Annotated in this window: 13 protein-coding genes and 4 tRNA genes; 4 read left to right on the plus strand and 13 right to left on the minus strand. The window is 46.4% G+C overall.

Translation table 11 applies throughout. The features are described from left to right. Nucleotides 1-44 precede the first annotated feature (44 nt). The 10 genes from nusG to rpsU all read right to left on the minus strand — a co-directional run bounded on the left by nusG (nt 45) and on the right by rpsU (nt 4,059). On the minus strand, nt 45-587 hold the full coding sequence (gene nusG / locus AAE250_RS14055) for a transcription termination/antitermination protein NusG (RefSeq protein WP_342289070.1): 543 nt from the start codon (nt 585-587) through the stop codon (nt 45-47). A 15-nt stretch (nt 588-602) separates the two neighbouring features. Then, a complete protein-coding gene (secE, locus tag AAE250_RS14060; RefSeq protein ID WP_342289071.1) occupies nt 603-791 on the minus strand; it encodes a preprotein translocase subunit SecE in 189 nt (62 codons plus the stop codon). A gap of 14 nt (nt 792-805) precedes the next feature. Beyond that, nucleotides 806-878 (minus strand) — tRNA-Trp (locus AAE250_RS14065). Nucleotides 879-934: 56 nt separating this feature from the next. Beyond that, the gene (tuf, locus tag AAE250_RS14070; RefSeq protein WP_342289072.1) at nt 935-2,119 is read right to left on the minus strand and encodes an elongation factor Tu; all 1,185 of its coding nucleotides are present in this window, start codon (nt 2,117-2,119) and stop codon (nt 935-937) included. 50 nt (nt 2,120-2,169) lie between these two features. Beyond that, nucleotides 2,170-2,241: transfer RNA gene (locus AAE250_RS14075), tRNA-Thr, on the minus strand. A 17-nt stretch (nt 2,242-2,258) separates the two neighbouring features. Beyond that, nucleotides 2,259-2,341, minus strand: a tRNA-Tyr gene (locus tag AAE250_RS14080). A gap of 84 nt (nt 2,342-2,425) precedes the next feature. Next, a tRNA-Thr gene (locus AAE250_RS14085) sits at nt 2,426-2,499 on the minus strand. A gap of 93 nt (nt 2,500-2,592) precedes the next feature. Beyond that, nucleotides 2,593-2,892, minus strand: coding sequence for a ribosome hibernation-promoting factor, HPF/YfiA family (hpf, locus tag AAE250_RS14090; protein ID WP_294603191.1), 300 nt, complete (start codon nt 2,890-2,892; stop codon nt 2,593-2,595). Between the two features lie 18 nt (nt 2,893-2,910). Further along, nucleotides 2,911-3,795 carry a site-specific tyrosine recombinase/integron integrase gene (xerA, locus tag AAE250_RS14095; RefSeq protein ID WP_294603190.1) on the minus strand — a complete coding sequence of 295 codons (885 nt, stop codon included), beginning with the start codon at nt 3,793-3,795 and terminating at the stop codon, nt 2,911-2,913. A gap of 72 nt (nt 3,796-3,867) precedes the next feature. Beyond that, complete coding sequence (gene rpsU / locus AAE250_RS14100; RefSeq protein WP_005675407.1) at nt 3,868-4,059, minus strand: 30S ribosomal protein S21; 192 nt, start codon at nt 4,057-4,059, stop codon at nt 3,868-3,870. 420 nt (nt 4,060-4,479) lie between these two features. On the opposite strand from rpsU, the gene AAE250_RS14105 reads away from it, so the two are divergent. Next, nucleotides 4,480-6,261: an aminopeptidase P family protein gene (locus AAE250_RS14105; RefSeq protein WP_294603189.1), complete on the plus strand. Its 1,782-nt coding sequence runs from the start codon at nt 4,480-4,482 to the stop codon at nt 6,259-6,261. Nucleotides 6,262-6,281: 20 nt separating this feature from the next. After that, nucleotides 6,282-6,794 (plus strand): gamma carbonic anhydrase family protein, encoded by a 513-nt coding sequence (locus AAE250_RS14110; protein WP_294603188.1) that lies wholly within the window; start codon nt 6,282-6,284, stop codon nt 6,792-6,794. A gap of 113 nt (nt 6,795-6,907) precedes the next feature. On the opposite strand, the gene AAE250_RS14115 is transcribed toward AAE250_RS14110, so the two are convergent. Together AAE250_RS14115 and gltX are read right to left on the minus strand one after the other, a co-directional pair. Beyond that, nucleotides 6,908-8,128, minus strand: coding sequence for a 3-deoxy-D-manno-octulosonic acid transferase (locus AAE250_RS14115; protein WP_294603187.1), 1,221 nt, complete (start codon nt 8,126-8,128; stop codon nt 6,908-6,910). A gap of 50 nt (nt 8,129-8,178) precedes the next feature. Beyond that, nucleotides 8,179-9,705, minus strand: coding sequence for a glutamate--tRNA ligase (gene gltX, locus AAE250_RS14120; protein ID WP_294603186.1), 1,527 nt, complete (start codon nt 9,703-9,705; stop codon nt 8,179-8,181). A 97-nt stretch (nt 9,706-9,802) separates the two neighbouring features. Between gltX and AAE250_RS14125 the strand changes: the two genes are divergently transcribed. Both AAE250_RS14125 and AAE250_RS14130 read left to right on the plus strand, forming a co-directional pair. Beyond that, nucleotides 9,803-11,863: an HD family phosphohydrolase gene (locus AAE250_RS14125; RefSeq protein WP_294603185.1), complete on the plus strand. Its 2,061-nt coding sequence runs from the start codon at nt 9,803-9,805 to the stop codon at nt 11,861-11,863. A gap of 4 nt (nt 11,864-11,867) precedes the next feature. Then, nucleotides 11,868-12,644, plus strand: coding sequence for a hypothetical protein (locus AAE250_RS14130; RefSeq protein WP_294603183.1), 777 nt, complete (start codon nt 11,868-11,870; stop codon nt 12,642-12,644). On the opposite strand, the gene AAE250_RS14135 is transcribed toward AAE250_RS14130, so the two are convergent. After that, nucleotides 12,634-13,110 (minus strand): low molecular weight protein-tyrosine-phosphatase, encoded by a 477-nt coding sequence (locus AAE250_RS14135; protein WP_294603181.1) that lies wholly within the window; start codon nt 13,108-13,110, stop codon nt 12,634-12,636. The two genes, AAE250_RS14130 and AAE250_RS14135, sit on opposite strands and share 11 nt — an antisense overlap. Nucleotides 13,111-13,217: the final 107 nt, after the last annotated feature.

The following is a 13,217-nucleotide window of genomic DNA, read 5'->3' on the forward strand; positions in this document are numbered from 1 at the left end:
TATATATAAACATTAATGAAGAATACTACAGCGTAACACCTGTACTATTCTTTTTCAACTTGCATAAAGCCCAATTCGAGCGGAGTCTTCCGTCCGAATATCTTTACCATAACCTTCAGTTTCTTCTTCTCGGTGTTCACTTCTTCAATGATTCCACTGAATCCACTGAACGGACCGTAATTCACCTTTACAGTCTCGCCAACTACATACGGGATATTCAGGTCTTCACCTGATTCCTGCAATTCATCGACCGTACCAAGTATACGATTCACTTCTGACTGTCTCAGAGGAACGGGTTTCTCCGAACCACCCAAGAACCCTATCACATTAGGAGTATTTCTCAGGTGATGAGCGACCTCACCTACCAGAGCAGCCTCCACCAAAACGTAACCAGGGAGATAACTTCTCTCCTTCACAACTTTTTTACCATTGCGAACCTGATATACCTTTTCGGTAGGAATCAATACCTGAGACACGTAATCACCAAGGTCGCTGTTTTTAATATCAGCTTCAAGGTACTCCTTTACCTTAGCTTCTTTTCCGCTAATAGCACGCAGAACGTACCACTTCTTTTCAATCTCAGACATTTTCTCCTTACTTTTTTAATGTGGATAAACAAACTCCATTACGTGTTGGAAACAGAAGTCCATCGCAAATACTACCAATGCAATGAGCAGGGAAGCATATAAAACAACTACTGCACTGTTAGTAAGTTCAGAATACGTAGGCCACGACACTTTATGAACAAGTTCGTCGTAAGTTTCTTTAAAATAAGCTACAATCTTCTTCATTTCAAAAATATTAGCACGGGAGGAGAGGCTCGAACTCCCGACACCCGGTTTTGGAGACCGGTGCTCTACCAACTGAGCTACTCCCGTGTGAACATAATCAGTTCCCAGCATTCACCAGGAACTGATTAGTATATTAATGGTTATTAGTCAAGAATTTCAGTAATCTGACCAGAACCTACTGTACGACCACCTTCGCGGATAGCGAAACGCAAACCTACGTTCAAAGCTACCGGATAGATCAGTTCTACGTTGATTTCTACGTTATCACCAGGCATTACCATTTCAGTTCCTTCCGGAAGAGTGATTTCACCTGTACAGTCCATAGTACGCAGATAGAACTGAGGACGATATTTATTGTGGAACGGAGTGTGACGACCACCTTCTTCTTTCTTCAAAACATAGATAGAAGCTTTGAATTTAGAGTGAGGCTTAATCTGACCCGGCTTACAAAGAACCATACCACGTTTGATTTCGTTCTTGTCGATACCACGGAGCAACAGACCTACGTTGTCACCAGCTTCACCTTGATCCAACAGTTTACGGAACATTTCAACGCCAGTTACAACTGACTTCTTATCTTCACCCAAACCAAGGATTTCAACTTCATCACCTACATGGATAATACCAGCTTCGATACGACCAGTAGCTACAGTACCACGACCTGTGATTGAGAATACGTCTTCAACCGGCATCAAGAACGGTTTATCAACGTCACGCGGAGGCAGCGGAATCCAGTTATCAACTGCATCCATCAGTTCCAGAACTTTTTCTTCCCACTTTTCAACGCCATTCAATGCACCAAGAGCAGAACCCTGGATGAAAGGAGTGTTGTCGCCATCGAATTCGTAAGCTGAAAGCAACTCACGCATTTCCATTTCAACGAGTTCCAACATTTCAGGATCGTCTACCATGTCGCACTTGTTCATAAATACAACCAGTCTCGGTACGTTTACCTGACGAGCCAACAGGATGTGTTCGCGAGTCTGAGGCATCGGACCATCAGTTGCAGCAACTACGATGATAGCACCGTCCATCTGAGCAGCACCAGTTACCATGTTCTTTACGTAGTCGGCGTGACCCGGACAGTCTACGTGAGCGTAGTGACGGTTAGCTGTTTCATACTCTACGTGAGAAGTATTGATAGTAATACCTCTTTCCTTTTCTTCAGGAGCGTTATCGATCTGATCGAAAGACTTTACTTCTGAAAAACCTTTTTTTGCCAACACTGTAGTGATAGCAGCTGTCAACGTTGTCTTACCGTGGTCTACGTGACCAATTGTACCAATGTTTACGTGCGGTTTGGTACGTTCGAATTTCTCTTTAGCCATAGCTTTACTTGTTATTTATTTGATTAATAATCAGCTTTTACATCTTTGTGAGCTGTTACCGGGACTTGAACCCGGGACCTCTTCCTTACCAAGGAAGTGCTCTACCGCTGAGCTATAACAGCAAGGAGAATAAGAGTTGTGGGCAAAGATGGATTCGAACCACCGAAGGCGTAAGCCAGCAGATTTACAGTCTGCCCCATTTGGCCACTCTGGTATTTGCCCATGCATTAATATAAAGAACTCTTTTTTCCTTACCGACTGTTGCAAAGTGAACTTACCTTGAACAATCTTCTTCTTTTTTCTTCGAGCCTCTTGTCGGATTCGAACCAACGACCCCGAGATTACAAATCACGTGCTCTGGCCAACTGAGCTAAAGAGGCAGGCTTAAAAAATGCAACCGTAACGTTCTATCGCGAGCGAAACGGCTGCAAATTTAGGCATTTATTTTTTACCCGCAAATTTTTAGCGAGATTTTATTTGCTCCGTTGTTTTTCCTTGTACTTAACCAGCTGTTTTTCCAAAGCTTCCACGCATAAATCGACAGCTTCTTCAAACGAATCACAAACCTTATTAGCATAAAATTCACCGTTGGGAACCAATATTTTCACTCCGGCTTCTTTATTTTCGGCTGTTTCTGGCTTCACCACCTTTAATGACACCTCTACTTTCTTTATATCGTCGTAATATTTCTCCAACTTAGCAACCTTTTTCTGAACAAAAGCTTGCAATTGCTCTGACGCGTCAAAGTGAATCGATTGAATTCTTACTTCCATACTAACCTCCTTTTTACTTTAGGCCCGAGGATGAGCCTGGTTATACACTTTTTTAAGTTCTTCAAAAGTAGTATGCGTATAAATTTCAGTCGTCGCCAAACTTTCGTGCCCAAGAAGTTCTTTTATCGAACCCAAATCTGCACCATTGTTCAACATTGCTGTTGCAAAGGTGTGCCTAAGCACGTGGGGACTTCTTTTCTTTACAGTCACTACCTTCGAAAGATTTCGTTTCACAAGAGATGATACGATACTTGGATAGAGCCGCTTCCCATTTTCCCGGACAAAAAATGCATCCGAGCGAACCGAAACCGCTTCATTCCGTACGTTGACATATTCCCGCATCGAGCGTTTTAACTCCTCGTCAAAAGGTATCAGACGCTGCTTGTTTCGCTTTCCCGTCACCTTAATGAGGGAGGTCGAAAAATCGACGTCTTCATCATCCAACCCTATCAATTCCGAAAGTCGCATGCCCGTGGCATAAAACATTTCGATAATCATGTGGTCGCGACACCCTTCAAATCCTTCTCCAAAGTCTATATCGTCCAGCAACCTATCCATATCCTTCTCTCTCAGAAAAACAGGAAGCGGCTTTGTTTTTTTCGGTCCCGTTATCTTTTGCAACGGATCCACCTCCACCTCTCCTCTCCGCAAGAGAAATTTATAATATGTCCGGAGCGAACTCAACTTTCGGTTAATCGTAGCTGGAGCACAACCTCTATCCATCATGAATATAATCCATTCACGAATAAGCTCAGCATCCACGCCCGAAGGAGTCAATTCCTCAATTTGTTCTTCACCAAACTTCTGCAACTCCAGGATATCCATCTGGTAGCGTTTTACCGTACTTTCGGCATAATTCCGTTCATACAGAAGATAGTCAAGAAAAGAGTCTGTCAACAACATATCGCTACATATCTAAATCATGCAACGAATGTATGAAAAAGAATTCAATAATTCAAAGGAATTTACGAATTATTAATCTTCTACTTGCTGAAGTTGCTGAACGTAAACGGCACGCTCTTTCTTAAGTCTTTTGGTTACAGACGGTTTGTCAAACTGCTGTCTGCGTCTCAGTTCCTTAACGATGCCAGTCTTTTCAAATTTTCTTTTGAATTTCTTCAGCGATTTTTCAATGTTTTCGCCTTCTTTTACAGGTACTACAATCATTTTCTTTTTATTAATTGTTAATGGTTTAAAAATCTCACGATTAAATTGAGCGGCAAAATTACACATACTTTCTTTATTCACAAAACTTTCGAGGAAAAATTCCATAAATCAAGTGTAAATTACGTGCAAAACAGAAAGATTCTATTTTCAGATTCCTCAGAAACTAAATCCTGCGCAGGCAACAATTAATCGTTCGACAATTGTCATATTATCGTCCGACAACTGTCGAATGATTATACGACAACTGTCGGATGATTGTTCAACGTATGTCGAACGATTAATTATTAGTAACCACAGATTAGTTTTAGACAACAGCAGAAATTGTTTATCGCAGTTGCAAAGATAAAATGCAGCATCCTGCAAGGTAGTTTGTAGAAAGATAAGTATCTTTGAGGAGAAATTTCTTATACCTTATAATATATGAATCAAACAATCAATAACCGAATCAATGCCTTGCGGGGTATATTCGGCAAGGAAGGCATCGCTGCCTTCATCGTCCCCAGTACGGACCCGCACCTGAGTGAATACGTCGCTCCACACTGGCAATCAAGAGAATGGATCTCCGGTTTTACCGGTTCGGCAGGAACCGTAGTCGTCACCCGCGAAAAAGCCGGTCTATGGACAGACTCTCGCTATTTTCTTCAGGCTGCCCGGCAGTTGGAAGGAAGCGGCATCGACTTATATAAAGAGATGTTGCCCGAAACGCCCTGCATTCCGGCATTTCTTAGTGCAAACCTGAAACCGGGAGAAGTGGTAGGGATTGACGGCGCCGTATTCTCTGCCGAAGAAGTCAAGCAGTTGCAAGGCAAACTGGAGAAAGACGGTATCTCCGTCAAAAGCATTACCGACCCTATGAATCAGATATGGGCAGACCGCCCTGCGATGCCGGAAGCTCCCGCCTATATTTATGAGACTAAATATGCAGGAAAAAGCAGCCAGGAGAAGATTGCTATCATCCGGGAGGAAATGAAAAAGCAGGGTGCGGAAGCCTTGTTGATTTCAGCCCTGGACGAGATAGCATGGACGCTGAACATCCGTGGCAACGACGTACATTGCAATCCGGTAGTAGTGAGCCATCTGCTGATAGGAGAACAGGATGCACACTTCTTCATCCAGCCTCAGAAAGTTACCGGCGAACTTTCTGCTTACCTGAAAGAAACTGGAGTTTCGATACATCGCTATGAAGATATAGAGCATTTCTTAAACAGCCTTACAGCCGGCAGCATCTTGCTAAATCCCGGCAAGACAAATTATGCAGCCTATTCGGCTATCTGCCCCGACTGCCGGATTATTGAAGGGGCATCGCCCGTCGCCATGCTGAAAGCGATCCGCAATGAGCAGGAAATTGCCGGCATCCATGCAGCCATGCAGCGCGATGGAGTAGCTTTGGTGAAATTTCTGAAGTGGCTGGAAGAAGCTGTTCCCGCAGGTGGGGAAACAGAGATCAGCGTGGACAAGAAGTTACATGAATTCCGCGCCGCGCAACCGCTCTATATGGGCGAAAGTTTCGATACCATTGCCGGTTACAAAGAACATGGAGCCATTGTGCACTATGAAGCAACTTCCGAAACGGATGTTCCACTGAAACCGGAAGGTTTCCTGCTGCTGGACTCGGGAGCGCAATACCTGGACGGAACAACGGACATCACCCGTACCATCGCACTGGGGGCACTGACCGAAGAAGAGAAAACAGATTATACCTTGATATTAAAAGGACACATCGACCTGGCAATGGCAGTCTTTCCCGAAGGCACGCGAGGCGCGCAACTGGACGTACTGGCACGCATGCCGATATGGCAGCATCACATGAACTTCCTGCACGGAACCGGCCACGGGATAGGACACTTCCTCAACGTACACGAGGGTCCGCAGAGCATCCGCATGAATGAGAATCCGGTAACCCTGCAAGCAGGCATGGTAACTTCCAACGAACCGGGCGTCTATAAGGCCGGCAGCCACGGCATACGTACCGAAAATATCGTTTTGACTGTGAATGCCGGCGAAGGCATGTTTGGCAATTACCTGAAGTTCGAGACAATCACCCTCTGCCCCATCTGCAAAAAAGGCATTATCAAAGAGATGCTGACAGCAGAAGAAACAGACTGGCTGAATGATTATCACCGGAATGTGTACGAGAAGCTCTCGCCGGACCTGGACAAAGAAGAGCAGGAATGGTTGAGAGAAGCTACAAGCAGAATTTAATTATTAATCAATACATAAAAATGGCATTAATAAAATCAGTAAGAGGATTCACTCCCGAAATCGGGGAGAATTGTTTCCTGGCAGACAATGCTGTTATCATCGGCGACGTCAAGATGGGACGTGATTGCAGCATTTGGTTCAGTACGGTATTACGGGGTGACGTCAACTCCATCCGCATAGGAAACGGAGTAAACATCCAGGACGGAAGCGTACTGCACACTTTATACGAGAAATCGACCATAGAAATAGGCGACCATGTATCCGTAGGACACAATGTCACCATACACGGAGCTACCATCAAGGATTATGCTTTAGTAGGGATGGGATCTACCATCCTGGACCATGCAGTGGTGGGAGAAGGAGCGATTGTAGCCGCAGGCTCCCTAGTGCTAAGCAATACGGTGATTGAACCGGGCAGTATTTGGGGAGGAGTACCCGCCAAGTTTATCAAAAAGGTAGATCCGGAACAAGCCAAGGAATTGAATCAGAAGATTGCACACAATTATTTGATGTATTCGGACTGGTATAAATAAAGTGATAAGATGGTAGGGTGATAAGGTGGTAATTGGCTGCGCGATGTTGACGCCGCATGGTTATTACCACCTTATCACTTTATCACCTTATCACTTTATCTCCTATTAGCACATTAAAAATTAATCATATTCAAGATCTTCTCCGTTGCCCCTGCATTACTGGTCACATAATGGCTGGCATTCATGCCCGCTTCACGCAGGAAAATTTCATCGGTCAACAGACGGTCGAGCAGGGTTTTCAGTTCTTCGTAATCTTTTACTGAGAATGCACCTTTAGCTTCGAGCAACTGGATAGCTTCCTGAAACTTCTGATATTTTGGACCGAAAATTACCGGGATGCCATAGACTGCCGCCTCGAGTGTGTTATGAATACCCACACCGAAACCACCGCCGATATAAGCTATTTCCCCATAGCGATAAATAGAAGAGAGCAACCCGAAACAATCGATTATCAAGCAGTCCGCCTTGCGCACATTCTTCTCGTCGGCACGGGTATAGCGTACATACGGACGCTTCAACTTACTGATAATCTCTACTAGGTGGTTTTCGTCAATGACATGCGGAGCAATGATTAATTTCACTTCCGGATGCTGGTTGAAGTATTCGATAAACAAATCTTCATCCGGCTGCCAGGAACTGCCCGCAACAAAAGTCATTGTATCATTTTTGAAGAGTCTCACCAAAGGCAGTTCTTTAGCCTCTTCACGAATCTGCAGCACACGGTCGAAACGGGTGTCGCCTACCACCGTAACACGGTTGATGCCGATCTTTGCCAAATAACGTTTGGAGCGTTCGTTCTGCACAAACAAATGGTCGAAATCGCGTAGCACATGCCGGTACGTACCGCCATACCACTTGAAGAAAACCTGCCCGCGACGGAAAATAGACGAGATGCTATACACCGGAATACGGCGTTTATGCAATTCATCCAGATAGTTTTTCCAGAACTCGTATTTGATAAAGAATGCCATGCAAGGATTTACAATATCCAAGAACTTTTTCACGTTGCGAGGCTTGTCAAAAGGCAGATAACAAACCACATCGGCTCCTCTATAATTTTTGCGGACCTCATAGCCCGAAGGCGAAAAGAAAGTCAGCAAGATACCATAATCCGGATATTTTGCACGGATTTTCTCAATCAGCGGCCGTCCCTGCTCAAATTCCCCCAAAGAAGCAGCATGAAACCAGATATAGCGTACATCCTTCTCCAACTGCTGCCGGAGCAGTTCATAGACCACCCAATGCCCTTTCATCATCTTGCGGGGCTTGCGGCTAAACGGAGCAGCTAGATGTATCAGGATATCGTAGACGGCTATTGCCAAGTCGTAGAGCATACTTTATTAATTTAGAAATTGAGAATTGAGAATTAAATCTTCAATCTTAATTAAGAAAGCACTTCAATGGCACGCCCGATGCGGGCCAAGGTTTCTTCCTTACCGAGCAGTTCGGTAATGTCGAACATGTGAGGTCCCTTACACTCTCCTACTACCGACAGGCGGAAAGCATTCATCACATTGCCCATGTGATAACCGCGTTCGGTAATCCAACCGATAACGATATCCTCGGAAGGTTTCGACGAGAAGTCTTCGATGCCACGCAGTACGTCCATCAACTCGGTCATGATGCGCGGAGTATCCTCGGACCAGCGTTTCTTGACATCTTTCTCCGAATATCCCACAGGAGCCACGAAGAAGAAGCGTGCCTGATCCCACAACTCCTTCACGAAGTTGACACGACCTTTCACAAGAGAGACCACTTTAGTGAGGAACGCATCGCTGTATTGTTCTGCATCGATGCCATTGTCCTTCAGCACAGGGCGGAAAAGAACCGCTATTTCTTCATCCGGCTTCATCATGATATATTCATGATTGAACCAGATACCTTTTTTATAGTCAAATTTCGCCCCCGATTTGCTGCAATGGCTCAGGTTGAAGAGTTTCACCAGCTCGTCCATAGACATCAATTCCTGATCATTGCCCGGATTCCATCCCAGCAAGGCAAGGAAGTTGATAACCGCTTCGGGCAGATAGCCGGACTCACGATAACCGGAAGACACATCTCCTGTCTTAGGATCGTGCCACTCGAGCGGGAAAACGGGGAAACCAAGACGGTCGCCGTCGCGCTTGCTCAGTTTGCCATTGCCCTCGGGCTTCAGCAACAAAGGCAGATGGGCAAAGGCGGGCATCGTATCTTCCCAACCAAAAGCACGGTATAAAAGCACATGCAGCGGTGCGGAAGGCAACCATTCTTCACCACGAATCACGTGGGATACCTCCATCAAATGGTCGTCTACGATATTGGCCAAATGGTAAGTAGGAAGCTCATCGGCCGATTTATAAAGAACTTTGTCATCGAGAATGGAGGAATTGATTACTACTTCCCCGCGGATCAAGTCGTTGACATGTACATCCTCATTGGGTTCTATCTTGAAACGTACCACGTACTGTTTTCCGTCGGCAATCAACGCATCGACTTCTTCTTTGGAGAGTGTCAGCGAATTGCGCATCTGCATACGGGTGGAAGCGTCGTACTGGAAGTTTGCAATCTCGGCACGCTTGGCCTCCAGCTCTTCGGGAGTATCGAAAGCGATATATGCCTTTCCGGCATCGAGCAAAACCTGCACATACTTCTTGTATATTTCGCGACGCTCCGACTGACGGTACGGACCGTGGTTTCCACCGAAACTCACTCCTTCGTCGAACGGAATGCCCAGCCACTTGAAAGACTCCAATATATATTCCTCTGCACCCGGCACAAACCGGTTGGAATCAGTATCTTCAATACGGAAAATTAAGTCTCCTCCATGCTGACGCGCAAAGAGATAATTGTATAAAGCTGTACGCACACCACCTATGTGCAAAGCCCCCGTAGGACTCGGGGCAAAACGGACTCTGACCTTTCTTTCTGTCATAATCTACCTTACTTATGAATATTTTAGACGGCAAAATTAAATCTTTTTTTCCACACTAATGTTTTTTTTCGTACTTTTCGCAAAAATTTCAGCCGATATGAGTTATTTCAAGACGAAAAAAGAGTTCTCACTCAGAGATTTGCTATACAGAGCACTGATATTTATCGGTACAGTGGCAGTTATTGTTTATTTTCTGCCGCGCGACGGTAAATTCAATTATCAGTTCGACCTCGACAAGCCGTGGAAGTACGGACAGTTAATGGCTACCTTCGATTTTCCCATCTATAAGGGAGACGAAGTGGTGAAACACGAGCAAGACAGCATACTTGCCCACTTCCAACCCTATTTCCAGTTGGACAAGAGCACTGGAAAAAGTATCCAAACTAAGCTGAGAGCTGATTATCAGACGCACCTGCGTGCTTTGCTCCCATCCAGCGACTACGTACGGTTCCTGGAGAAGAAACTCGCAGAAGTGTACCAGGCCGGTATCGTCTCGACAGACGAACTGGACAAATTGCGCAAAGACAGCACCAGTGCCATCATGGTGATTGACGACAAACTTGCCAACCAGCGAAACATCGACAAGTTGTACTCCGTCAAGGATGCCTACAACTATATACTCACCGCCGACACCGTCCACTACCGTCCCGAAATCCTGCGGCAGTGTTCGCTGAACGAGTATTTGTTCCCCAACCTGACCTACGACGAGATGCGCACCCAAACCGCCCGGAAAGAAATGCTCGACAACTATTCGTGGGCCAACGGCATCGTACTGAGCGGACAGAAAATCATCGACCGCGGAGAAATTATCGACCGGGAAACTTACAACATCCTCGAAAGCCTCCGGAAAGAGTCCATCAAGCGTAGCGAGTCCATCGGACAGAAACGGCTGATGCTGGTAGGACAGATTTTGTTTGTCGGTATCTTCATGCTGTGCTTCATGCTCTATCTCGACTTGTTCCGCAAGGACTACTACAAGCGCAGGGGCAGTCTTTCCCTGCTCTTTGCACTGATCATGTTCTATTGTGTGGTGACGGCTCTCATGGTTGCCAATAATATATTCAACGTCTACATCATCCCGTATGCCATGCTGCCCGTCATCATCCGCGTATTCCACGATTCGCGTACGGCATTCATCACGCAAGTAGTCACGATACTGATATGTTCCATCTGCCTGCGCTATCCGCATGAGTTCATCCTGCTGCAACTCTCCGCCGGAATGGTTGCCATTTTCAGTTTGCGCGAACTGTCCCAGCGCTCGCAACTCTTCCGCACGGCAGTGCTGGTGATACTGACGTATGCCGCCGTGTATCTTGCATTTGAACTGATTACGGAGAACGACTTGTCGAAACTCAACGGAAGCATGTATACCTATTTCGTCATCAACGGAGTATTGCTCCTGTTCACCTACCCCCTGCTCTTCCTTGTGGAAAAGACATTCGGCTTTACCTCGAACGTTACCCTGGTGGAGTTGTCAAACATCAACAACAACCTGCTGCGCCGCATGTCCGAGACCGTTCCGGGCACATTCCAGCACTCCATGCAAGTGGCCAATCTGGCAGCAGAAGCAGCCAATCGTATCGGTGCCAAAAGCCAGCTGGTGCGTACCGGTGCCTTGTATCACGACATCGGCAAAATGGAGAATCCGGTGTTCTTCACCGAAAACCAATCGGGAGGCGTCAATCCGCATAAGAACCTGAATTATGAGCAAAGCGCCCAGGTAGTCATCAGCCACGTGACGGACGGACTGAAACTGGCAGAGAAGAACAATCTGCCCAAGGTCATCAAGGATTTCATCACCACCCATCACGGCCGCGGAAAAACGAAGTATTTCTATATCTCCTGGAAGAACGAACACCCCGGCGAAGAACCGAACGATGAACTCTTCACCTACCCCGGTCCGAACCCGTTCACCAAAGAGCAGGCTATCCTGATGATGGCCGACTCGGTGGAAGCAGCTTCACGCAGTTTGTCCGAATACACAGAAGAAAGCATCAGCAATCTGGTAGACAAGATTATCGACTCGCAGGTGGCAGATGGCTATTTCAAGGAATGTCCCATCACCTTCAAGGACATTGCTATCGTGAAAACCGTGTTCAAGGAGAAACTTAAAACGATTTACCATACCCGTATCAGCTATCCCGAACTAAAAAAATAAGACCATGAAAGTGACCGCAAAAGAACAGAAAAGAGCCGAACGATTGCTGCAAAGCCAGCACATAGGGCTACATCAGATTCAGAGTTTCAGTTTTATGAAACGTTATCACCAAGCACCCCGCAAAGACGGCAAGCCTGCGGGCAAGGACAAATATGGTCCCGGCGTACTGACATTGCATCTGAAAGGAGGGCAAGATAAAGCCGTTTACGTGCCTCCTTTCCGCCATCCGTCGTCAGTCATCCGTTTTCTGGTTTCAAAAGAGATACCTTTTGACAACTACGTGCCTCAAGAGGAGGTTATCCTCAGATCTCAGGAAATAACATACCAGCGCCCTTCACTCTATATGTTCTGGTTCTTCATATTATTCCTCATGTTCCTGATACTGGGGTACTACTGCATCAGCAGTTCAGTGTGGTGGGGATTCATACCTGCCATCATCTCCTTCGGGCTGAGCCTGTTCTTCATCAGCATGCTGATGACCCGTTTCTGCTACCTGACGCTGGCAACAGACGGACTCCTGGTGCACAGTGTAGGCCGGACCATCTGCTATCAGTACGAAAAACTGCGCAAGGTGAACTTCGACTTCGCCCGCGAACAGAACTTTACACATGTCATGGAATTGCTGGATGAAAACTATCGCTACCGGCTGTTCTACATCGGCCGGGTTTCAAGAAAGAAGCTGAACGAAATTGCTAAACGCCTGCAGGAATCCGGTGTGGATGCGACTTGCAGCCTGAACGACAATAAACGGTTTTATCAGGACACGTACGTCAACCATTGAGGCTTGCCAATAGCCCTGCACATGCATCTTCCAGCAGGTCGAGCACGTATTCGAAGCCTTCGGCGCCTCCGTAGTAGGGGTCGGGTACGTGGTCGGCGTGTGTAAACCGGGTGCAATACTCCGTCATGCGATGAATCTTGCTCCACGCCTCGGGTGAAGGAGCACGGTCTTTCAGGTCGTCGATGTTGCGGTCGTCCATACCTATTATCAAATCAAAGTTGTAGAAGTCCTCGGTGCGTACGGGGCGTGAGCGGTGAGTCAAGTCGTATCCGCGACGGGCGGCATGGGCGCGCATCCGGCTGTCGGGCAGTTCGCCCTGGTGATAGGACAGAATACCGGCAGAGTCTATCACAAATTCATCTTCACGGCCGGCTTCTTCCACCAAATGTTTCATCACTCCCTCGGCCGACGAGGACCTGCAGATATTGCCGAGGCATACAAAAAGGATTTTATGGGGCTTGTTCATAGCTACATTTTTTGCTTTGGGGCGTAAAGATAGATTTTTTTTGTGTTTCCCTAAAATATTTCTCCACCACGATTGTCTGCATAGATAGAGAACGTCCTCAAAGCAGT

Origin of the sequence: Bacteroides sp. GD17, assembly GCF_038448625.1 — a bacterium.
Lineage (GTDB): Bacteria > Bacteroidota > Bacteroidia > Bacteroidales > Bacteroidaceae > Bacteroides.

Bases quoted from the DNA above. Each gene is read 5' to 3' on its own strand.
- AAE250_RS14135 (WP_294603181.1), bottom strand. From the start codon at position 13,110: ATGAACAAGCCCCATAAAATCCTTTTTGTATGCCTCGGCAATATCTGC.
- secE (WP_342289071.1), bottom strand. From the start codon at position 791: ATGAAGAAGATTGTAGCTTATTTTAAAGAAACTTACGACGAACTTGTT.
- AAE250_RS14125 (WP_294603185.1), top strand. From the start codon at position 9,803: ATGAGTTATTTCAAGACGAAAAAAGAGTTCTCACTCAGAGATTTGCTA.
- hpf (WP_294603191.1), bottom strand. From the start codon at position 2,892: ATGGAAGTAAGAATTCAATCGATTCACTTTGACGCGTCAGAGCAATTG.
- rpsU (WP_005675407.1), bottom strand. From the start codon at position 4,059: ATGATTGTAGTACCTGTAAAAGAAGGCGAAAACATTGAAAAATCGCTG.
- AAE250_RS14105 (WP_294603189.1), top strand. From the start codon at position 4,480: ATGAATCAAACAATCAATAACCGAATCAATGCCTTGCGGGGTATATTC.
- AAE250_RS14130 (WP_294603183.1), top strand. From the start codon at position 11,868: ATGAAAGTGACCGCAAAAGAACAGAAAAGAGCCGAACGATTGCTGCAA.
- xerA (WP_294603190.1), bottom strand. From the start codon at position 3,795: ATGTTGTTGACAGACTCTTTTCTTGACTATCTTCTGTATGAACGGAAT.
- AAE250_RS14110 (WP_294603188.1), top strand. From the start codon at position 6,282: ATGGCATTAATAAAATCAGTAAGAGGATTCACTCCCGAAATCGGGGAG.
- nusG (WP_342289070.1), bottom strand. From the start codon at position 587: ATGTCTGAGATTGAAAAGAAGTGGTACGTTCTGCGTGCTATTAGCGGA.
- tuf (WP_342289072.1), bottom strand. From the start codon at position 2,119: ATGGCTAAAGAGAAATTCGAACGTACCAAACCGCACGTAAACATTGGT.
- gltX (WP_294603186.1), bottom strand. From the start codon at position 9,705: ATGACAGAAAGAAAGGTCAGAGTCCGTTTTGCCCCGAGTCCTACGGGG.
- AAE250_RS14115 (WP_294603187.1), bottom strand. From the start codon at position 8,128: ATGCTCTACGACTTGGCAATAGCCGTCTACGATATCCTGATACATCTA.